Origin of the sequence: Streptomyces sp. BBFR51 (genome assembly GCF_044591655.1) — a bacterium.
Lineage (GTDB): Bacteria > Actinomycetota > Actinomycetes > Streptomycetales > Streptomycetaceae > Streptomyces.
This window is the reverse complement of record NZ_CP172448.1, coordinates 5,434,922-5,456,772: the sequence shown is the minus strand read 5'-3', so window position 1 is coordinate 5,456,772 and position 21,851 is coordinate 5,434,922. Positions and strand designations below refer to the sequence as shown.

General features: G+C 69.2%; 16 protein-coding genes. 5 read left to right on the top strand and 11 right to left on the bottom strand.

What is annotated here, in order from left to right:
* Positions 1-837 precede the first annotated feature (837 nt).
* On the bottom strand, positions 838-1,776 hold the full coding sequence (locus ACGH7X_RS25115) for a LysR substrate-binding domain-containing protein (protein WP_399888167.1): 939 nt from the start codon (positions 1,774-1,776) through the stop codon (positions 838-840).
* A 138-nt stretch (positions 1,777-1,914) separates the two neighbouring features.
* Between ACGH7X_RS25115 and ACGH7X_RS25110 the strand changes: the two genes are divergently transcribed.
* The gene (locus ACGH7X_RS25110) at positions 1,915-2,469 is read left to right on the top strand and encodes a peroxiredoxin (protein ID WP_399888165.1); all 555 of its coding nucleotides are present in this window, start codon (positions 1,915-1,917) and stop codon (positions 2,467-2,469) included.
* A 6-nt stretch (positions 2,470-2,475) separates the two neighbouring features.
* The gene (locus tag ACGH7X_RS25105; protein ID WP_399888163.1) at positions 2,476-3,012 is read left to right on the top strand and encodes an alkyl hydroperoxide reductase; all 537 of its coding nucleotides are present in this window, start codon (positions 2,476-2,478) and stop codon (positions 3,010-3,012) included.
* 66 nt (positions 3,013-3,078) lie between these two features.
* Here ACGH7X_RS25105 and ACGH7X_RS25100 read toward each other — a convergent pair whose 3' ends face one another.
* From ACGH7X_RS25100 to ACGH7X_RS25090, 3 genes are all read right to left on the bottom strand, one after another.
* Entirely contained in the window at positions 3,079-4,476 is a 1,398-nt protein-coding gene (locus ACGH7X_RS25100; RefSeq protein WP_399888161.1) for an AI-2E family transporter, read from the bottom strand.
* Between the two features lie 153 nt (positions 4,477-4,629).
* On the bottom strand, positions 4,630-5,325 hold the full coding sequence (locus ACGH7X_RS25095) for a transglycosylase SLT domain-containing protein (protein WP_399888159.1): 696 nt from the start codon (positions 5,323-5,325) through the stop codon (positions 4,630-4,632).
* 438 nt (positions 5,326-5,763) lie between these two features.
* Entirely contained in the window at positions 5,764-7,089 is a 1,326-nt protein-coding gene (locus ACGH7X_RS25090) for a PhoH family protein (RefSeq protein ID WP_399888157.1), read from the bottom strand.
* 936 nt (positions 7,090-8,025) lie between these two features.
* On the opposite strand from ACGH7X_RS25090, the gene ACGH7X_RS25085 reads away from it, so the two are divergent.
* On the top strand, positions 8,026-9,264 hold the full coding sequence (locus ACGH7X_RS25085; protein ID WP_399888155.1) for a winged helix DNA-binding domain-containing protein: 1,239 nt from the start codon (positions 8,026-8,028) through the stop codon (positions 9,262-9,264).
* A gap of 21 nt (positions 9,265-9,285) precedes the next feature.
* On the opposite strand, the gene ACGH7X_RS25080 is transcribed toward ACGH7X_RS25085, so the two are convergent.
* The 7 genes from ACGH7X_RS25080 to ACGH7X_RS25050 all read right to left on the bottom strand — a co-directional run bounded on the left by ACGH7X_RS25080 (position 9,286) and on the right by ACGH7X_RS25050 (position 15,996).
* Positions 9,286-10,161: a class I SAM-dependent methyltransferase gene (locus tag ACGH7X_RS25080; RefSeq protein WP_399888153.1), complete on the bottom strand. Its 876-nt coding sequence runs from the start codon at positions 10,159-10,161 to the stop codon at positions 9,286-9,288.
* A 58-nt stretch (positions 10,162-10,219) separates the two neighbouring features.
* Positions 10,220-11,095 carry an LLM class flavin-dependent oxidoreductase gene (locus ACGH7X_RS25075; RefSeq protein WP_399888151.1) on the bottom strand — a complete coding sequence of 292 codons (876 nt, stop codon included), beginning with the start codon at positions 11,093-11,095 and terminating at the stop codon, positions 10,220-10,222.
* A gap of 41 nt (positions 11,096-11,136) precedes the next feature.
* Positions 11,137-11,799 carry a hypothetical protein gene (locus tag ACGH7X_RS25070; protein ID WP_399888149.1) on the bottom strand — a complete coding sequence of 221 codons (663 nt, stop codon included), beginning with the start codon at positions 11,797-11,799 and terminating at the stop codon, positions 11,137-11,139.
* 705 nt (positions 11,800-12,504) lie between these two features.
* Entirely contained in the window at positions 12,505-13,860 is a 1,356-nt protein-coding gene (locus ACGH7X_RS25065) for a putative T7SS-secreted protein (protein WP_399888147.1), read from the bottom strand.
* Positions 13,857-14,174: a hypothetical protein gene (locus ACGH7X_RS25060; RefSeq protein ID WP_399888145.1), complete on the bottom strand. Its 318-nt coding sequence runs from the start codon at positions 14,172-14,174 to the stop codon at positions 13,857-13,859. The genes ACGH7X_RS25065 and ACGH7X_RS25060 overlap by 4 nt, the downstream gene beginning before the upstream one ends.
* A gap of 131 nt (positions 14,175-14,305) precedes the next feature.
* A complete protein-coding gene (locus ACGH7X_RS25055) occupies positions 14,306-15,343 on the bottom strand; it encodes a hypothetical protein (protein WP_399888143.1) in 1,038 nt (345 codons plus the stop codon).
* On the bottom strand, positions 15,331-15,996 hold the full coding sequence (locus ACGH7X_RS25050; RefSeq protein ID WP_399888141.1) for a hypothetical protein: 666 nt from the start codon (positions 15,994-15,996) through the stop codon (positions 15,331-15,333). The genes ACGH7X_RS25055 and ACGH7X_RS25050 overlap by 13 nt, the downstream gene beginning before the upstream one ends.
* A 274-nt stretch (positions 15,997-16,270) precedes the next feature.
* Between ACGH7X_RS25050 and ACGH7X_RS25045 the strand changes: the two genes are divergently transcribed.
* Both ACGH7X_RS25045 and ACGH7X_RS25040 read left to right on the top strand, forming a co-directional pair.
* Entirely contained in the window at positions 16,271-20,887 is a 4,617-nt protein-coding gene (locus tag ACGH7X_RS25045; RefSeq protein ID WP_399888139.1) for a DUF6531 domain-containing protein, read from the top strand.
* Positions 20,888-21,829 carry an SUKH-3 domain-containing protein gene (locus ACGH7X_RS25040; protein ID WP_399888138.1) on the top strand — a complete coding sequence of 314 codons (942 nt, stop codon included), beginning with the start codon at positions 20,888-20,890 and terminating at the stop codon, positions 21,827-21,829. It abuts the gene before it with no gap.
* Positions 21,830-21,851: the final 22 nt, after the last annotated feature.

The following is a 21,851-nucleotide window of genomic DNA, read 5'->3' as shown; positions in this document are numbered from 1 at the left end:
CCCGGGCCAAGCGGTGGCAAGGGACCCCACGCGCCTTGAACCGGACGCCGCAGACCGGGGCCGACGCTCGGAGACCGCAGGCGGCGACCCAAAAGCCGGCGGCACGGAGGCCGTGGGCCGAAGGCCGGGGGCCGGGGAGCCCGAAGGCCGGGGGCACGGAGGCCGGGGAACCCGGAAGCCGGCGACTCGGAGGCCGGGGCGCCCCGGGCCATGCGGTGGCAAGGGACCCCACACGCCTTGAACCGGACGCCGCAGGCCGGGGCCGACGCTCGGAGACCGCAGGCGGCGACCCAAAAGCCGGCGGCACGGAGGCCGTGGGCCGAAGGCCGGGGGCCGGGGAGCCCGAAGGCCGGGGGCACGGAGGCCGGGGAACCCGGAAGCCGGCGACTCGGAGGCCGGGGCGCCCCGGGCCATGCGGTGGCAAGGGACCCCACACGCCTTGAACCGGACGCCGCAGGCCGGGGCCGACGCTCGGAGACCGCAGGCGGCGACCCAAAAGCCGGCGGCACGGAGGCCGTGGGCCGAAGGCCGGGGGCCGGGGAGCCCGAAGGCCGGGGGCACGGAGGCCGGGGAACCCGAAAGCCGGGGGCACGAAGGCCGGGGGCCGACGCTCGGACGCCGGGACCGGCGCTCGGAGACCGCAGGCGGCGACCCGAAGGCCGGGGGCACCGAGGCCCGAAAGCCGGGGCGGGGCACGGGCCCGGGGGCGTGAGCCCGGGGACCGGGCCCGGGCCCCGGCAGCCCGGACGCTCCGGCCCGGGCCCGGCGTGACAGGACGGTCCGGCCCGGGCCCGGCGTGACAGGGCGGTCCGGCCCGGGCCCGGCGTGACGGGGCGGTCAGTCGGGGATGGTGCGGACCGGGAGGTCCCGCATCGCCTCTCGCAGAGCAGAGGCCAGTTCCTCGTACTCGGCCGAGCGGGCCGCGCCCGTGCGCATGGCGAGGGCGATGCGGCGGGTGGGGGCCGGGTCGGCGAAGGAAGCGGTGAGGAGTTGGCTGGAGCGGGAGGTCTCCACGCGGACCGCGGTGCGCGGCAGCAGCGTCACGCCGAGGCCGCCGGCGACCAACTGCACCAGCGTCGACAGCCCGGCGGCCGTGGTCGTCGCCGGAACACCCGCGCGGCCCGCCTCCCGGCAGATGTCGAGCGCCTGGTCGCGCAGGCAGTGCCCCTCGTCGAGCAGCAGCAGCTTCAGCTCGCGCAGCACCGTACGCGAGAGGCCCTCCCGGCCGCCGAGCCGGTGGTCGAGCGGGGTGACGAGGACGAAGTCCTCGTCGAAGAGCGGGAGTTCCGTCACTCCATGCACGCCCAGAGGCACCGCCAGCAGGAGCAGGTCCAGGCGGCCGCTCGTGAGGCCGTCGAGGAGGCTCGCGGTCTGCTCCTCGTGGACCTGGAGGTCCAGGTCCGGATAGCGGTCGTGGACCAGGCGCAGCACGCTGGGCAGCAGGTACGGCGCCACCGTCGGGATGACCCCGAGCCGCAGCGCCCCGGTGAACGGCGCCCGTACCGCCTCCGCCTCCTCCAGCAGCGCGCCCACCTCCGCCAGTACCGCCTTGGTCCGCACCGCGAGCCGTGCACCGGCCGGCGAGAGCAGCACCTTGCGCGTCGTACGCTCCAGGAGGGTGACACCCAGTGCCTCCTCCAGGGCGGAAACGGCGCCCGAGAGCGCCGGCTGGCTCATCCCGATCGCGGCTGCGGCATCGCGGAAATGCAGATGCTCGGCGACCGCGTCGAAAGCCCGCAGCTGGGCGAGGCTGGGCTGCCTCTTCCTACCTGTCACTAATAGCCACCTCCGATCAACTCGACCGAGTGTAGCTATTTCACTAATCAATGCACCCTGTGCCAACATCATTAACGTCCAACCCGTGGGAAACGCCCGCAATCCGGGTGTTTCCTCGCTGCACTTTTTGGAGAGCGCGTGCTCACTGTCGGTGACAAGTTCCCCGAGTTCGATCTGACCGCCTGTGTCTCGCTGGAGAAGGGCAAGGAGTTCGAGCAGATCAACCACAAGACCTACGAGGGTCAGTGGAAGGTCGTCTTCGCATGGCCCAAGGACTTCACCTTCGTGTGCCCGACCGAGATCGCCGCCTTCGGCAAGCTGAACGACGAGTTCGCCGACCGTGACGCCCAGGTCCTCGGCTTCTCCGGCGACTCCGAGTTCGTCCACCACGCGTGGCGCAAGGACCACCCCGACCTGACCGACCTGCCGTTCCCGATGATGGCGGACTCCCGGCACGAGCTGATGCGCGACCTCGGCATCGAGGGCGAGGACGGCTTCGCCAAGCGCGCCGTGTTCATCGTGGACCAGAACAACGAGATCCAGTTCACCATGGTGACCGCAGGCTCGGTCGGCCGTAACCCCAAGGAGGTCCTGCGGGTCCTCGACGCCCTGCAGACCGACGAGCTCTGCCCGTGCAACTGGAGCAAGGGCGACGAGACCCTCGACCCGGTCGCGCTGCTCTCGGGAGAGTGAGCTGACATGTCCCTCGACTCCCTGAAGTCCGCCGTACCGGACTACGCCAAGGACCTGAAGCTCAACCTGGGCTCGGTCATCGGCAACTCCGACCTCCCGGCCCAGCAGCTGTGGGGCACCGTGCTGGCGACCGCCATCGCCTCCCGCTCCCCCATCGTGCTGCGCGAACTGGAGCCCGAGGCGAAGGCCAACCTCACACCCGAGGCGTACAAGGCCGCCAAGTCGGCCGCCGCCGTCATGGCGATGAACAACGTCTTCTACCGCACCCGGCACCTGCTGTCGGACCACGAGTACGGCACCCTGCGCGCCGGCCTGCGGATGAACGTCATCGGCAACCCGGGCGTCGACAAGGTCGACTTCGAGCTGTGGTCCTTCGCGGTGTCCGCCGTCAACGGCTGCGGCATGTGCCTGGACTCGCACGAGCAGGTGCTCCGCAAGGCCGGTGTCGACCGCGAGACCGTCCAGGAGGCGTTCAAGATCGCCGCCGTGGTCGAGGCCGTCGGCGTCACGCTGGACGCCGAGGCGGTCCTGGCCGCCGAGTAGGCGACTCCCGTTCACACGACGCGAAGGGCCCCGCCCACCGAGAGGTGAGCGGGGCCCTTCGCGTCGTCACGCCGGGGAGGTGTCGGACGGCGGATCGGCCTCCGGCGGCCGGGGCGGCTCCGGCGGCGGATCGATCGCCGGTGAGGCGTCCGTGGACGTGGCACCGTGCGGCCTCGGCGTATGCCGTACGGCGGCCTCGCGGGAGTACGCCCGCAGATAGCCCACGACGGTGTTGGTCACCGCCACCAGCGGTACGGCGACAACCGCGCCGCCGATGCCGGCCACCATGCCGCCGGCGGCCACCGACAGCACCACCGCCAGCGGATGGACCCGCACCGCGCGCCCCAGGATGAACGGTTGCAGGATGTGGCCCTCGATCTGCTGCACCACCAGCACCACCACGAGCGTCATGACCGCCGCGAACATGCCCTGCGTCACCAGTGCCACGACCACCGCGAGCGCGCCCGACACGACCGCGCCGACGAGCGGGATGAAGGCGAACAGGAAGATGAACACGGCCAGCGGGACGGCCATCGGCACGTCCAGGAAGTAGATGCCGAGGCCGATGAAGATGGCGTCGATCAGCGCGACTATCACCGTGCCGCGCACATAGGCGGTCAGCGTCCGCCACGCGCGCGGGCCCGCACCGGCCACGCCCGGCCGGGCGGCCGCCGGCACCAGCTTCAGCGACCACTGCCAGATGCGCTTGCCGTCGTAGAGCAGGAAGAGCGTGGAGAAGGCGGCCAGCAGGATGCCGGTGAGCGCCTCGACGACGACCGTGACGCCTTCGAGGCCGGCGGACGTTATCTGGTCGGTGTTGGCGCCGACCGCGTCGCGCAGGCTCTTGGCGATCTCGTTGATCTGCTTGTCGGTGACGTGGAAGGGGCTGTTGAGCAGCCAGTTGCGCAGCTCGTCGATGCCGTCCTGGACCTGGTCGGAGAGATTGTCGATGTTCTCCATGACCTGCCAGGTGACGAACCAGCCGATCAGCCCCATCACCACGAACCCGAGGATCGCGGTCAGGGCGGTGGCCGGTCCCCGCGGCACCCCGTGCCGGCGCAGCCAGGCCACGGTCGGCTGGAGCAGCGCCGTGATCAGCAGCGCGGCCACGAACGCCAGCACCACCAGCTGTACGGCGCTGATGACCCGCATGAGCACCCACACGGTGCCCGCGAGCACCAGCAGCCGCCATCCGGCCTCCGCGGCGACCCGTACTCCCCAGGGCACGGCCTGTGCCGGGTCGGGGCGGTTGTGGACCGCGACCGGGTGCTGCTGCGCGGAGGCGTGTTCAGGTGCCGTGTCCGTGCCCGTGTCCTCCAGGGCCCGCGGCACGTGGTCGGAGGGCGGCGTCGGTCCGTCGTCGGCGTCGTCCCGCCGCGCCGCTTCGCGACGCTGGTCCAACCGCTCGCTCATCTGCGTCAGTCCGGCGCCGAGCCGGCCGAGCCACCCTGGCACTCGCGACATGATCCGTCCTCTTCCCCCGTCTTTCCCCACCACTCCCCCCTGGAGCCGTTTCGGGTCCGACCGTACATGGCGGGAGCACGAAAGCCCCTCACCGTAGGACGGTGAGGGGCTTCGCGAGGTTGAGCGGTGGACCGCGCCGGGCGGACGGCGGGCTCAGTACCAGTGGTTGGCCTGCCAGAAGCCCCAGGCCTCGCACGGGCTGCCGTAGCGGTTGTCCATGTAGCTGAGGCCCCACTTGATCTGGGTGGCCGGGTTGGTCCGCCAGTCGGCGCCCGCCGAGGCGTACTTGCCGGCCGGCAGCGCCTGGAAGAGGCCGTAGGCGCCGGAGGAGGCGTTGACGGCCTGGTAGTTCCAGCTGGACTCGTGGTCCACGATGTTGCTGAAGCACTGGAACTGGCCGCTGGGCACCATCTGACGGGCCATCGCCTGGATCTGGCCGGTGCTGTAGGAGCTCTGGACGGCGAAGCTGGTGGAGTCGCGCTGGGCGTCGCGGCTGGCCGCTTGCTTCGCCGCCTCGCGCTTCTTGGCCTCCGCGGCCGCCTGCTTGGCCTTCTCCTGCTTGGCCACGGCGGTGTCGGCCGCTGCCTTGCGGGCCGCCGCCTCGGCGTCCTTCTTGGCGCTCGCGTCCGCGGCGATGGCCTGTACGTCGGCCTGCTGCGTCAGGGACGCGGTCTGCACCTGCGCCTGCTCGCCCATGGGGATGTCCGCAAGCAGCGTCGTGCCTGCTGCAGTGGCCTCCGCGTCGTTGTTCTGCGCGACGCTGCCCGAGGCAACTCCGACGACGCTTCCGACAGCGGTGACCGCCGTGGCCGAGGCCACTGCGAATCCCCGGACCGAGATCCGGCTCACACGGTTTCCTTCCAGCATCGCCCGCTTCGGTGACCCTCGCGGACGCAATCGTGCCCCTGGCACTGGCCTCCCCAACTACGGGTCACGGGAGACACGGGCCCGGTGGACAACTCCCCAGCGGGGAGCGCCGCGTGGTGCTCGGGCGGCATACGACTCGGCTATGGAGTTGGCTCTGGTGCTTCTGTGGTGCCGTACCGCTGGGGGTACACATGCGTCGTATGCGGGGCCTGACAGGACTGAGACTCTGCCGTAACCCTGCGGGGTGAGGCAATTCTGTGTTGCGTGTGAAAGCTCACATCCCGTTTGGTCCAGGGGATTCACGGAAACCCGCACACGCCGAGGCGCCGCCCGGCTAGGCTCTTGGCCTTTCCGGACGGCGCCGACTGTCGGGTAACCGGCCCTTGTCGGGTCGGAGTTCTCGGACGGGTCACAGACGGGTCAGATGTGGCCGTCCTCCAGCATTTCGGTCACGAGGGCCGCGATCTGGGACCGCTCGGAGCGCGTCAGGGTGACGTGCGCGAAGAGCGGATGCCCCTTCAGCTTCTCGACGACAGCGACCACTCCGTCGTACCTGCCCACCCGCAGATTGTCCCGCTGTGCCACGTCATGGGTGAGTACGACCCGTGAATTGGCCCCGATCCGGGACAGCACGGTCAACAGGACGTTCCGCTCGAGCGACTGGGCCTCGTCCACGATCACGAACGCGTCGTGCAGCGAACGGCCGCGGATGTGGGTGAGCGGAAGGACCTCCAGCATGCCGCGGGCGGTGACCTCCTCGATGACCTCCCGGCTGGTGACCGCCGACAGGGTGTCGAAGACCGCCTGCGCCCAGGGGCTCATCTTCTCCGCCTCGGAGCCCGGCAGATAGCCCAGCTCCTGCCCGCCCACGGCGTACAGCGGCCGGAAGACCATCACCTTCTGGTGCTGCCGGCGTTCCAGCACGGCCTCCAGCCCCGCGCACAGTGCCAGCGCCGACTTGCCGGTGCCGGCCCGGCCGCCCATCGACACGATGCCGACGTCCGGGTCGAGGAGCAGGTCGAGCGCGATCCGCTGCTCGGCGCTGCGGCCCTTGATGCCGAACGCCTCCCGGTCGCCGCGCACCAGCCGGACGTTGCCGTCGGGCGTGACCCGGCCGAGGGCCTTGCCGCGCTCCGACTGGATGGTCAGACCGGTGTGCACCGGCAGGTCGGCGGCCTCGGGGACGTAGATCCGGCCCTCCTCGAAGAGCACGTCCACCTGCTCACCCGGCAGGGTGAGTTCGGACATTCCGGTCCAGCCGGAGGCGTCCGTGATGGCCAGCTCGGCGCGGTACTCCTCGGCGAGGAGGCCGACGGAGGACGCCTTGATCCGCAGCGGGAGGTCCTTCGATACGACGGTGACGTCGAATCCCTCCGCCTGCAGATTGCGGGCGACCGCGAGGATGCGGGAGTCGTTGTCCCCCAGGCGGTAGCCGCTGGGCAGCACGCTGGGGTCCGAGTGGTTGAGCTCGACACGGACGGTCCCGCCGAGATCCCCGATCGGAATGGGGGCGTCGAGGCGACCGTGCCGTACCCGGAACTCGTCTAGCAGGCGCAGGGCCTGCCGGGCGAAGTAGCCGAGTTCGGGATGGTGCCGTTTGGCCTCCAGCTCCGTCACCACGACGATCGGGAGCACGACCTCGTGCTCGTCGAAGCGGTTCAGAGCGTTCGGGTCGGCCAGCAGGACGCTGGTGTCGAGAACGTAGGTGCGCCTATCGGGCTTGTGGCGCTTTGTGCTGGTCACCACGGAAGGACGTACCCCCTCGGAAGAGGTCGGGGAGCGACGGAGTGGACGCTGGGCCGGGAGGGCGGTAACGAGCCGACCGGTCTGCGGCCTGCCGGACGGGAAGGGTCAGACAGGCCCCTGGGGCCGCCCTGCACTGGCGCGGGCCGTGGACCGGTCCTCCGCCGCGTCTTCCGTGCCGTGACCGCACGGTGGGGCTGGTGCAAAGGGCCTCCCGGGCGGACGGCTCCGTGCCGTCCGCTGAGATCCGACACCCGTGGTTCGGGCATCGACCTGCTTGGCTTATGCCCTCGAACAAGCGCCGCCATGCCACGACACAGGACGGCGCACCGGTGAACTCCTCGTTACGGGCGTACCGCGGGAGGCTGCGGCGCGGGAGCGTCCGCGAGCGGGCAGAAAAAACGGGCCGGTCCGTGGGGGGGGGATACGGACCGGCCCGAGGGGGGGTTTCCACCATAACCCTTTGTAAGTGATGCTGCGTGCATCGGCGTGCCACAACTACTCTCCGAAGTCGTCCGGCAACGCCCGGATGACCACGGAAGCCCTCATTCCGCCCTGAATCATGGCCAAATCACAGCGGATTCCCGGACTCGCGACCGGCTCTCGGCCGAACCCGCTTCCCCCATCCGAGTGACGCCGACATCGCACCCTCACTTGACCCGGCACCGCGCAGCCCCCTCCGCTGCGCGGTGCCGCACGCGCAGCTTTGCTCACGCGAATTACCTGGCTCCGAACTTACGCGACCAGGCGGGCTGGTTCGACCCGAAGAGGACAACGGTGAATAACGATGTGGAAACCCTGTGAGGATTGCCGGGCGATTCCGCACCCTGCCATCGCCCGCGCGAATATTTGCGAAGGTGCGCCACTTACGCCCGGAAGATCCCCTCTCCGGCAATGAATAGGACCTGATCTGACCTACTGCTCTCCTAACGTCATCTCATGACGAGGACAACGGGGATCACTTGGGCCGCGGCGAGCGCACGACGCTTCGAACGACAGTTCCTGGCCATGTCCGCCCGAACGGGCACGCCCGTCGCCGACGTGGCCGCCGCGATGCTCGGCGTCCACGCCCAGGTACTGTCGGCGGCCGAGCTCTCGGTCGGCCTGCGGGCCGACGGCGTGACCCGCGCGGACGTACGCGGCGCCCTGTGGCCGACCGCTTCGCCCGCAGCGCCCACCGCGTCCACCGGGGCTGCCGCGGCCCCGGTCCCGGCAGCCCCACCGCCCTCGCTGGTGAAGACGCACGGCCCGCGCGGGACGGTGCACCTGCTCCCGGCCTCCGACCTGCCGATGTGGTGCGCCGCACTGCCCGCGATCCCCACCGGCACCTCCGCCTTCCCGGCCGACGTACGCCTCACGGAAGAACGGGCCGAGCAGGTCGTGTCGGCCATCGGCGACGCGCTCGACGGCACGTTCCTGACCATCGACGAACTCGGGGAGGAGGTCGTCGCCCGCACCGGTCCCTGGGCCGGCGACCCGGTGATGCCGGCGTTCCAGACCATGTGGCCGCGCTGGCGACAGGTACTCCACCGGGCCGGCCAGTGCGGCGCCCTCTCCTTCGGCCCGAACCGCGGCCGCAAGGTGACGTACACCCGCCCGCCCCACTTCACCCCGCTGCCGCCCGAGGAGGCGACGCGGCTCCTCGTACGCCGTTACCTGCACGCCTACGGACCCGCGACACCCCAGCACTTCGCCCGCTGGCTGGCCGCCCCGCCCGGCTGGGCGAGGGCCCGCTACGCCGAGCTGGCCGCCGCGGGCGAGATCGAGGAGGTCCGCTTCGAGGGCACGCCGGCGTGGGTGGTGGCCGGCGACACCGACTTCCCGGACGGCCAGGAACGGGACGAGCTGACGCGCGGGGTGCGGTTGCTGCCGTACTTCGACGCGTACGTCATCGCCGCGCAACCTCGGGAGCTGCTCTTCCCGGGGGCCGCCTACCAGCGGGCGCTGGCGGGCGGGCAGGCGGGCAACTTCCCCGTACTCCTGGTGGACGGGGTCGTGGCGGGCGTCTGGCACCAGCGACGCCGGGGCAGGCGTACGACCGTCACGGCCGAGCCCCTGGGACGCCTGACGACACGGCAGGAACGGGAACTGACGGCGTGGGCGGAACGGGTGGGGGACGTACTGGAGGCGGAGGCGGAGCTGGTGATCGGGGAGGTGACGGTGGGGGCGCACGCGTGAGGGGCACGCCGCTCGACGGTGTTATGGCTTGAGGTCCGACTTGGCGTCGGGCTTGGCTTCGGGCTTGGCTTTGGGCTTACGCACGTCGAAGAGGTGACGGGAGCTGTGGGCGACGAAGGGTCCGTCGGCCTCGATGCGCTCGTGCAGTGCACGCAGCCGGTCCCGGTACGCCTCGACGGTGAACCCGGGAACCATCCACACCACCTTGCGCAGAAAATGGACGACGGCGCCGACGTCACGGAACTCCATCCGCAGCCGCTCCGCCCGCAGGTCCACGACCTCGAGCCCGGCGGCTTCGGCGTCGGCACGCTCACGCCCGGGATGCCGCTGGTGGTGACTGGTTTCCGGCAGCGGCCCGAGAAAGTACTCGATGAGCTCGAAGACGCTGGCCGGCCCGACGTGCTGGGCGAAGTACGTGCCGCCGGGCGCGAGCACACGGGCGACCTCGCCCCAGTGCGGCTCGACCGGATGCCGGCTGACGACCAGGTCGAAGGCGCCGTCCGCGAAGGGAAGCGGCGCGTCGTCGGCCGAGGCGACCACCGGCACGCCGTGCCGGCGCAGCAGCCCGGTGGCCTTGTCGACGTTGGGCGCCCAGCCCTCGGTGGCGACGACGAGAGGGGATCGCTGAGGACCGGCGGCATCGAGGGCGAACTCCAGCACCTCCCCTCCCCCGGTCTGCACGTCCAGTACAGCCGTGGCTTCGCCCAGCCGCCCCGCCATGGACCGCGCGTACCCCCACGACGGCCGCGCCTCGGTGGCCCGCCCCTCGAACCAGGAGAAGTCCCACCCTTCGGTGGGAACGGAGGCGCCTTCGTCCACGAGGTCGTCGAAGGAACGGGAACTGGGCTTGGGGTTGGGGTTGGGGTTGGGGTTGGGGTTGGGGCGAGCCTGCGCCATGGGGGCGGATCCGATCCAAGGAAATGGACGACGAACGAACTTGGAGAAGTGGCTCGAGTCAGGCCACTACCAGGGGCCGGACCTGCTCGGCGGCGAACCGCACGAACCCCTCCGGATCGGGCTCGTCGCCGGTCGGCTGGAGAATCACGGTGTCGGCCCCGGCGTCGGCCAACCGCCGCACGGCCTCAGCGACGGCCCCCGCGTCCCCGGCGACCCCGAGATCGGACACGGCCCCGACACCTTCGGCGACCAGCTCGGCCCGAAGGCGTTCACGGGCGCCCGCCCCGGTGGCGGCAAGGAGATACACGACGACCTTGTGCGCCCCGGTCCGCCTGGCCGCCGCGCGCCCTTCGTCGATGAGCCGCCGGGCATGGCGCACCCCGTCGGGCGGAGTGTTCGCGGTGAGAACGGTCCCGTCGGCGACCTCACCGGTCAGCCGCAGCGAACGGGGTCCGGTGGCGCCGGCGAACACCTCGACGGCCTGCTCCGGCGGCCAGTCGAGCGCGACGCCGTCGAGCCGGACGTAGCGCCCCTCGGTCGTCACGCGCTCCCCGCCCAGCAAAGCCCGCAGCGACACCAGATACTCCCGCAACAGCGTGACGGGCGACTCGACCCGCGCCCCGACCTGCCCCATCCAGTCCTGCACCCCGTGCCCCACCCCGAGGACGGCTCGGCCGGGGAACATCCGGTCCAGCGTGGCGGCCTCCATCGCGGTGAGGGCCACGTTCCGCAACGGCACGGGCAACAGCCCGACCCCGACCCGCACCCGCTCCGTCCACGCGAGGGCAGCGGCGGCGGTGGAGATCCCGCCCTCCCGGAAGCAGTCCTCCCACAACCACAACTCCTCGAGCCCCACCTCATCGGCAACCCGAGCCACGGCACGCAGCCGCTCGGGGGCAAGCTGTGGACGAAACACGGCGCCGAGTCCAGTCATGGCCTCTTCCTACCCGCACCCCGGCCCGCCGGACAACACCATTACGACGCCGCCCCCAGAGGGTCCTCAAAACACACCGTCCGGACGACCTGCCGCACCATCGCCCGGTACTCCACCCGACGCGCCACCGCCGTAGTACTCAACGTGAACACGGCCATCCGCTTGCAGTCGGGGTGGGGAAGGTGGGCATGGATCTGGAGGAGGGGTAGCTGGGGCATCCCACTCTCAGCGGCGAAACGCAAGGTGGTCTCGCTGAGGACCGCGGGGCCGCAGGGAAGCTCCTCGAAGGCGATCTGCGTGTGCCCCTTGGCCGGCGTGGCGGCGCGGGCCGCGGTGACGCCACGTGGAGCGACGTTCGTGTCGCGCCAGGAGATGGTGAAGAGGGACAGCAGGTGTGCACTCGTCGCATCGATGTCGTCGCGATGCAGACCGACCGAGCAGTGCACCGTGCCGAAACCACGCAGTACCCCAAGCACCTGCTGCCCCTGGGCGAGTTGCGCGACAACCCGCTGACGCACTACTTCACTGGGCGCCGCCGCGAGCAACGGGGCGAAGGCCTCGCGCATCGTTTCGGCCTCTGAAGAACCAGGTTGGGCAAGCAACGCATCGAACGGCAGCGACACGAAGCCGGCTGGTTCGGCGAACCACAGTTCTGCATCAGGATCATCAACAGACTCGTGGAGCAGAATCGCTGGGGTACTCACAACACTTCTCTCACTTCAACTCAGAGTTGGACGGGGCGAACCCCTGCGCGTCGGCCGCGTTCGATGTCGTCAGGAGTCGCACACCAGTCAGTGAAGCTTTGCCCACTCCGTTCCCCGATTCGCTGCTCAATGACATGCATATGCCGAGGCGCCGTAGCCTTCCGGGTAGGCACCGCAACAACTCCAATGAAACGGGGGTCACCAGCAAACCAGACCGTTTCGATCTGGGCTCTCAAATCGGGCTTGGCTCGTGGAGTCATACGCCTCGCCCACCACAGCGTGCCGAGATGGGAGGAGAAAACAAGCGGCAGCCGATGGTCCCGGCGGGCTGGGTTGGTAAACTCGAACCAACCGTACTGACTACTAGCCACCTCAGGACGATCGATAATCCCTCGCGGAATATCGTGCATGATTTGCCAGGGATACGTGCGAAGGATTCGCCTCATCAGAAATGCCGTCAGGACAATCTTCGCATGAGCGGCTACCCGGTACGGGCCATAGAGAAAGTACGGCATGCAAACCCATACGGCCCATTGAGATGTGTACGTAGACATAGCCAGTAGAAGCACCCAGCAGGCGGCCCACCCGATACCTCCCATGACATTCAGGGCCACGTGACAGGCCCAGGCCCGTCGAGTGCGACCGTGGTCCCACGCGGTGGGGCAGACGGCAGGGTTCACTGTCCTTCGCTCCTTCTCCGTAGCGTCAGAAGACGTGCCGAACGAGGCCAATGATTCCGCCGTTGTCGAGAATGAGGCGAGATCCATCAATGCCCGCGACAGCTCCATCCTTGATGCCGTCGTCCTCTGCGTCCACCGCCTTGTTGTACAGACCGTAAGCACCAGTGACGACCCCGGTCACACCCGAACTTACAGCGACGGCGCTTGCTGCTTTCACAGGGTCACTGAAGCCACGCACGGCTCGCGCTACCAACTGATTCTCCAGTCCGACAATGAGTTGAGCTTCCTCGAAGGACTTCGACCCGTACGTGGCGGCCTTCTGCCAGAAATCAAGAGAGTGACCGCCTGTCTGGATGGTGCGGGTAGCTTTGACACCGCCCTTGATTACGGCTCCCACACCCGGTAGCGCCCCTGCTGCATCCGCCCCCACAGAGACAGCATTGCTCCAGAAGTCGGCATCGAACTCACCCTTGGTAATGCCATCCAGGAGTGAAGCGCGAACCTCGGAATCGCTGAGCCGAAGCAGGAGTGCTGCAGCACTCAGCCCTGAAGCCGTAAGCATGAGCGCGGCGCCCGTCGCGATACTCCACCCCAGCGGTCCAGTCAGAAGAAGCGCCGCCACCCCAATAAGCCCCGCCGTGAAGCTGAGGATGTCCGGCAGGTTGTCGCCCAGCCAGTCGAGTACCTCGTCGAACCACCCCGGCTCATGCGGCACCAACTTCTTCGTGGCGTCGCGAATCTTGCCCGCCCGGTACCCGGCCTTCTCCTCGTGCTCCTCGGCCAGCCTCTTCGCCTTGCCGATGATCTTCTTCAGCTCGGCGCGGGCGTCCTCCAGGTCACCGTTCGCGCGCGTGAGCGCCTTCTGCGCGGCGTCGTGATCGGCCCCTTCCTTCTGGCCGGGATCATCGCCCGCCTTGTCCACGCGCCCCTGTGCGCGGTCGACCGCGGCCTGGGCCTCCTTCGCGTCGGCCTCCAGCTTCCCGGCCCGCCGCTGGAAGTCGTCGAGTTCGCCCTCCCAGCGGTCCAACTGCCTCGCAGCCTTGCGGATCGAGTGCGCCGCGTTCTTGAGGTTCAGCGGCAAGGGGCCGCCGTCGAGTTGCTCGCGAAAGGCGACGGCCGCGTCGCCCTTCCAGTAGCTGCCGTCGAGAAGCTTGGTGACGAGGTCGTACGTCTCCTGGAGAACCTTCGCGCACCCAGTGAGCTTCTTCTCCAGCCCCCGCACGCTCTCCGTGTCCCCCGGCACCGGATTGAAGCCGAGGTGCGGATACCCGGGGTTCGGGATCGGCGGGGCCGACTTGAGCCCCTGCGGTTTCCCCAGATCGGCCCGCGACCGCGGATCGAGAGCGGCACCGTACTGGTCGTTGCCGGCCGTGACGGTCACTTCTCGCCGCCGGCTTCGGCCCCGCGCGACTTCCGCACCGCCGCCTCGAGCGCCTTGTCGACCTCGAGGTAACTGTCCTTGCTCTTGCCGATGATGTCGGCAAGGTCCTCCGTCTGCTTTCCGATCTCCTCGGAGCCGTACTTCCAGTCCTTCTGGAAGGACTCGCACGCCGAGTCGAGGTCATCCGTGCCGAGGCCGACGATCGTGGCGTCCGACAAGGCCTTCCGGACACCCCTGAGGGAAGTCGAGGACGCCTTCAGCGACTTCATGAACCGACCGAGTTCGTCCCCGTCAACGGCAAGCCGCTCCGCCATGTGCCCGTCCCCTCTCACCGGTCCACCTGCACCGATGAGAGGAACGACGACATCCGGTTTTCGTGGCGCGCGTCCGGCTGCCGCCCCCTCTACGGGGGATCACATTCCGCACGGAGGACTGGTGACGCCGATCAGCGGTTGACGGCCTGAATCTCCTGGACGACGACGTCCTGCTCTCCGCCGAAGTCACCCTCGGGCAACGACTGCTCGCCCGCGACGCCGGTACCCGTCCAGTGGATCTTCCAGGTGACCGTGGCCTTGAGCTGGTACGACCCATCGCCCGACGAACGGAGGTACTTCACGCCGCAGGGCGGAGTCTCGTCGGCCTTTCCCTGCGCGTAGGGCTCACCGATGCTGCCGTCCGCGAACTCGCACACCCCGGCGGCCGGATAGGTCTCGGCGTCCGCCGTACCCGGGTCGATCTTCACCGACACCGGCTCCGCCGTGGTGGTCGCCTCGACTCCCAAGAGAGGCACGGAAGCCGTCACCGACACGGGCTTGAACGTCGCCGCGTCGAGCCAGGCCCACGTCGGGAGGTTCACCTTCGTCGCTTCTTCGGGCGCCAGGTCCACCTCGGTGGTGGGTACGCGGATCTCGGCGTAGGCGAGCTGGGCAAGAACCTCCGGCGTGATCGCCTCGGGAATGTCCGCCGGGGGGTCGTCACCGGTGTCCACCCAGAAGGTTTCCTTCGTGCAGTCGAGCGCCCCCGGGTCACCTTCCCGTCCGACGGCGACATAGGAGTCCCACCAGTAACCCTCGCCGGCCTTCTCCTTGTTGAAGTCCTTGTACGGATGCCCGTTCACGTACTTGTCGCGCTGCTCTGCATCCCACTGGTAGCCCGTCGACCCGGCCTCCCAGACAGGTTCCTTGACCTTCCGGAGCTGCTCCGGGGTGTACTTCGGCGCGTAGTAGCAAGCGGGTGGCGTCCAGTCCGTCGCAGCAGCCACGGGGCCGACGGACTCTCCCGAGCCATTCTTGGAACGCTCGCAAACGACAGCACCGGCGGTCGCCGAAACCGCGTGGTTCTCCTTGCCTCCACTCACCTGTGTCTCAGACCCCGTGCCCTCGCCACCCGGCACGATGTCGGCCCAAGCCGTCGAGCCTGAGGCCAGTACCGTGACACCCGCCAACACGGCCGCGCACACCGACACCCTCACTACGGCTGGCACTGGGCCGCCCCCCTCGTAGAGATGATTTGCGATGCCTGCCAGACACCGTCGGCGTTTTTGTCGAGCCGGGTGTTGTACAGGACGTAGCTGTTCTTTGTGACAGGCGTCTTGGCGACCTTGCCGGTCTTCTTGTCCTTGCTGAAGCCCTTGCTCTCATCCGCGCAGAACGTGAGGACCGCAGAGGACTTGTCCTTGAGCGTCACCTTCCGATCGAAGTACCGAACCTCACCGGTCACAGTGGCATTGGCCTGTTCGAACTGCCCGACCCACGACACGGCTGCTTCCAGTGCCTTACCTGTGTTGTAGAAGCCGATCGCCTTGCTCTCGGGGTCCGTTCCGGCGATCGCGGCGTCTAGGCCACGCATCCGCTCCGCGCTGTCGGCAAGTACAGCGTCCTTCACAGGGTCTCCGGTCTCAGTACCTTCGAAGGTCAGTTTCAGGTCTGCCGGAAGCTCCACCTCGGGTCGGTCGGCTGCTCCAGTGTTCGAGCGGGACGGGCTCGGCGAGACCGACGGATCGCTGCCGGTGTCCGCCCCCGCGATCTTGTCGTTGTCGCCGGAACTGTCGTCGTCGCTTCCGCACGCGGACAGTGTCAAGGCCGCAGCGGCGGTCAGCGTGAGCGCTGCGAGCAAGGTGGGGCGGCAGCGATTCACTGTCAGCTCCTGGGGAGGGCGAGACTTCTCTTCAGCGAAGCAACGCTATCCAGCGGGGCCGAGGGACACCAGTGCCAAGCCTGTCGCGTGCGGTGTCCTGTGGCTTCAATTAGCGCGGACCGGGCTTGTTCGGCCACTACGACTGCTCGACAACTGGCGGTCTTCTATCGTCCGGTACCTGTCGGGCACGCCTTTCTTCGAATGCCCGCGCCTTGTAAGTTCACGTGTGCATACGGGTTGTTGTTGATGCGCGTGGGCTGACGGGGGTTGCGGGATGGTGGGCCACAGGCCGAGTGACTGGCATGTCCTGGACCTGGACAAGGACCCGACCCCGGGTGATCCGCAGCGGGTGCGCACGCTCGCGAAGACGCTGCACGACTTCGCCGACGACGTCTCCGAGGCGTTGCGTCTGGTGAAGGGCATGGCGGGTGAGAGCACGCTGGCGGAGTGGGCGGGGAAGTCGGCGACCGTCTTCAAGGAGGAGTTCTCCGGCGTTCCGAAGAACTTGAAGAAGCTGGAGAAGTCGTACGGGATGTGCGGCGACGCGCTCACGGACTTCTGGCCGAAGCTGGAGCGGGCGCAGGCCCTGGCGGACAGGGCGCTGGTCAAGGCGCGGGAGGCACGGGCCGACCTGTCCTCGGCGCAGTCGAAGCTGTCCTCGGCGGACTCGTGGGTGACGCGGGCGTCGAAGGAGGCGGACAAGTACAAGGACGACCCGACCGGCAGCAAGTCGGACGCGGACAAGCCGGACGAGGCGAAGGTCCGCGCCGCCACCCGTGATGCCCAGCACGCCAAGACCGCGCAGACGAATGCGCAGTCGGCCGTCGACTCCGCGCAGGGTGCGCTGGACGCGGCGAAGAAGATGGCCGAGGACGCGCGCAAGATGCGTGACGACGCGGCCCGCGAGGCCAAGAACAAGATCGACGAGGCGTCCGACGCCGGCATTCAGAACCGGTCGTGGTGGGAGGACGTCGGCGACTGGTTCTCCGACAACTGGGACAACATCGTCGCCGTCTGCAAGGTCGTCGTCGCCGTCGTCGGCATCGTCGCAATGATCATCGGCGGTCCGATCCTGGGCGCCATCGTCCTCGTCGCAGCCCTCGTCGTCCTCGCAGACACGCTCTACAAATACAGCAAGGGCCAAGCGTCGTTGTGGGACGTGGGGCTGGCCGCCCTGGACTGCATACCCGGCATGAAGGGCCTGACCACCCTCGGCGGACTCGCCAAGGGTGCGAAGGCGCTGGGTGCGGGTGGCCTGAAAGCCACGGCCAAGGGGCTGAGCAAGAAGGGCCTGCGCAGGGAGGCAGACGACGCCCTGGCGGCGGCCAAGCCGGGCAAGGGCCGCTGCCTGAACGGCGACCCCATCGACATGGTCTCCGGCGAGATGTACATGGCCGAGACCGATGTCGAACTCCCGGGCCTGCTCCCCCTAACACTGAGACGCACCCACTTGTCGACCTACCGGTCAGGGCGCTCCTTCGGCCCTTCCTGGGCCTCCACGCTCGATGAACGCCTCGTTCTGGACGACGAGGGCGCCGCCTTCGCCGTTGAGGACGGCATGATCCTCCTGTACCCGGTCCCGTCTCCGGGTACGTCCGTGATGCCGACGGAGGGGCCGCGCCTCCCCCTCGACTGGGATGGCACACCCGGAGCGCCCCTCCGCATCACCGACCCGCTCACCGGAGTCACCCGCCACTTCGCTCCCTTGCGGCAACCGGCCCAGGACGAGCAGGCGTTCACCCTTCCCCTGGTGGCCCTGACAGACCGCAACGGCTATCGGGTCGACATCGACCGCGACACCGACGGGGCACCGGTCGCGGTACGGGACGCCGGCGGCAGGCACGTCCACGTGGACACCGACGGCGGACGCGTCACCGCCCTGCGCCTGCGTGATCCGGCCGAGGGCTCTCTCGGCACACTCATCAGAAGCTTCGACTACAGCCCCGATGGCGACCTCGTCGCCGTCGGCGACTCCAGCGGCTTGCCTCTGCGCTTCGATTACGACGACCGCGGGCGCATTACCTCCTGGACCGATCGCAATGGCTACCAGTACCGCTTCACCTACGACGACCAGGACCGCTGTGTCGCCGGCGAGAGCACCGACGGTTTGCTGCGGTGCAGCGTCGCGTACGACACCGTAGGCCAGGAGACCCGCTACACGGACGCCCTCGGCAACACCACGACGTACCGGTGGAACGAGCTGTACCAGCTCATCGCCGTCACCGACCCGCTCGGTCACACCACGCGCTCCACCTGGGACCGGTACGACCGCCTACTCAGCCGCACCGACGCGAGGGGCCGGACGACCCGCTACTCCTACGATTCCCTGGGTGCGCCCACCGCCGTCGTCCGGCCCGACGGCCTGCGAGAGACGGCCGAGAACAACGCGTGGGGACAGCCCGTCGCGGTTGTGCAGGCCGACGGCCACACCTGGCGCACGGAGTATGACAGTCGCGGCAACCTGGTCGCCGAGACCGACCCCACAGGCGCCCGTGTCGGCTACCGGTACCGCGATGACGGCGCACTCCTAGCGGTCACCGACGCACTCGAACGCACCGCTCTGCTGGAGCCCGACGCAGCGGGGCTCCCCCTCGGGGCCACCGACGCCGAGGGCGGCGTCACCCGCTACGCGCGCGACGCGTTCGGCAGGATTGTCGCGCACACGAGCCCCGAGGGGCAGGTCACCCGGCTCATATGGAGTCCGGAAGGCCGACAGCTCGGGCTCGACCTGCCGGACGGCACCACTGAACGGCGGCGGTACGACCCCGAGGGCAACCTCGTCGAGCACGCGGACGCACAAGGCCGGGTGACGCGCTTCGAGTACGGCGGCTTCGACCTGCTCGTGTCCCGCACTGACCCCGATGGCTCACGACTGCGGTTCACCTATGACGGTCAGATGCGCGTCACCTCGGTGACCAACCAGCAGGGCGCCGCTTGGGAGTACTTCTACGACCAGGCCGGCCGAATGGTCCGGGAGCGGGACTTCTCCGGGCGCGTACAGAGCTACCGCTTCGACGCGATCGGTCGCCTCGTCGGCCAGACCAACGGCGCGAACGAGACCACCGAGTACGTTCGCGACGACTTCGGCAGGATCACCGAGCAGCGGGCGTCGGAAGGGGTCGTCCGCTACGCGTACGACCCAATCGGCCAGGTCCGCCACGTGGCGGGGCCCGGCGTGCAGCTGGCCTACGAGCGCGACGCGGTCGGCCGCATCCTCGCCGAAACCTGCAACGGGGCCACCGTCCGGTCAACCTACGACATCCTCGGCAGGCGTGTCCGCCGCGTGACGCCGTCCGCCGCGGAGAGCGTCTGGGAGTACGACGGGCAGGACCATCCGCTGCTGTTGCGGACAGCCGGCAGAACACTGACCTTCGCCTACGACCGGGCGGGGCGCGAGACCGAACGGCGCGTGGGCGGTGTGGCCCTCAGCCAGACGTGGGACGCGGGCGGCCGGCTCGGCACTCAGACCCTGACCGCGGCCGACGGGTCGGCCCGTGAGGACGCACCGCGGCTTCTCCAGCACCGTGCCTACCGCTACCGGCCGGACGGCACGGTCACCGCGATCAGCGACCTCCTGCGGGGCCAGCGCGTCATCGACGCCGACCGCCAGGGACGGGTCGCCGGGGTACGGGCGGCCACCTGGTCCGAGCGATACGCGTACGACGCTGCAGGCAACATCACCGAGGGCGAGTGGCAGCCCACGGCACCCGCCGCTGATGTACCGGATCCCGGACACGCGCCCGTCCGCCGCACAAGGGACATCGCCTACGAGTACGACGAGCAGGGCCGGGTCGTGGTCAGGCGCAAGAAGCGGCTTTCCCGGAAGCCCGACGTGTGGCGCTATACCTGGGACAGCCAAGACCGGCTGGTCGCGGTGACCACCCCGGACGGCACGGTGTGGATGTACGAGTACGACCCGTTCGGACGCCGGATCGCCAAACGGCGGCTCGGTCCGGACGGGATGACCGTGGTGGAGGAGACCACGTTCGTGTGGGACGGATTCGTCCTGGCCGAGCAGATGACGAGTACCGTCGGCGAGGCGCCCAGGTGCACGGTGTGGGAGTGGGAGCGGGATCGCTTCAGCCCTCTTACGCAGACCGAACGGGTTATGTCGCCGGACGTGCCCCAGGAGTGGGTCGACGACCGGTTCTACTCCATCGTCACGGACCTGGTCGGTACCCCTACCGAGCTGGTCACCGAACCAGGGGAAGTGGTCTGGCAGGCCCGGACCACGGTGTGGGGCGCTCCTCTGCCCGGTCCCGGCCCGGACGGCGCGCACTGCCCGTTGCGCTTCCCGGGGCAGTACGAGGATCCCGAGACGGCGTTCCACTACAACTATCAGCGTCACTACGACCCGGAGACCGGTCGGTACGCCTCCCTGGACCCATTGGGTCTCTCCCCAGGGCCGAACCCGCGCTCGTATGTGGCCAACCCCTTCACGGCCATCGACCCCTTCGGGCTGGCACCCTCCTGTGAGGAGGCGGCCCGCGCCGCTGCGGCGAAGCGGGCTAACGCCGAACAGGCCACACCAGGCGCGAACAAGAACACCAGGCCGACCAGTGCGGCCGGACTGTCGATACCAGGGCATCAACAACCCTTCGACGGCGCGAGCATCAAGGGCGGGGGAAATCATGATCTCCATCCCGATGTGCAGGCTGCCTATGATCGGGTTCCGGACCACATCAAGGCGGAGGTCCGCGGGGCGCACTCGAAGTGCGGTGAGGCCGAGGCTCTGTCGAAGGCCATGAGAGCCGGGGTGGACCCCGGGGGCGGTGTGATGGCGGCGGTGAACGTGCGGGCGGCAGGCAACCCCGTGCACGGGACGCCGAAGGCGGCCTGCAAGTCCTGTCAGGATGTTCTTGACCAACTGGGCGTGACGTGGGTGATGTGAGTGTATGAGTACCGGAGCGGTGGCTGGTCCCCGGGGACCGAGGACGTACTGCGGCGGGCCGGTTGGCAGCCGGGGCGCGCGGTGCCCACGGAGACCTGGGAGGCAGTCGTGCGCGAGCGCGGGCCCTACGAGACGCATGACGCCGCGCGTCGCTTCCTCGCCGAGTTCGGGGGGCTGACGACCTACGGATGGCCCGCCGACTCCATCAACACCTCCTCGGCGATCTGCTTCGACCCCATGCGGGCCGCCTGGCAGGACGAACGGTTCGCGCGGGCCGGTCGGGAGGCGGGTGCGGCCCTGTACCCCGTGGGCACGGCGGACGAGGGCACCGGCCTGCTGGGCATCGGCGAGGACGGGGCCCTGTACCTGATCAGGGACGGTGCGGAGCGGCTGGGTGGGCTGGACCGCCTGGTGCAGGCGCAAGGCACACGGTCCGCCCTGTGGTCACCGGCCGAACCGACAGGCGAAAACGCCTTCTGGCGGCAACTACGCGCTCTAGAGGGAGAGTCGGACACCGACCGGGTCCTGCGCGCGGGCGGTTGGTTCCCGGACCGGTCGGTACCCACCGGCACCTGGGAGGCAGTCCTGCTGCAGACCGGCGAGTTCGAGATGCACGACGCGGCCCGCCACTTCCTCGCCGAGTTCGGCGCACTGGGAGTGCCTCACCCTGACTCGAAGGGCTCGACCCCGTGGATGGAGTTCTCCCTGGACCCGCTGCTCGCGCTCTGGGACGCCGAAATCATCGACGACCTCGCCGAGCAGGCCGGCGGCGTCGACCTCTACCCGCTCGGAATGCGCGACCGGGGGAATCAGTACCTGGCCATGGCCAGCGACGGATCGGTGTTCGCCGGGATGGACAGCGTCTGGCTGCTGGCCCCCGCCCCGGACGAGGCCCTGACCCTCCTCACTACCCCGCTCCGGCCGACGGGCCCTTGCGTCTGAGCTCAGCGGTTGACGGCCTGGA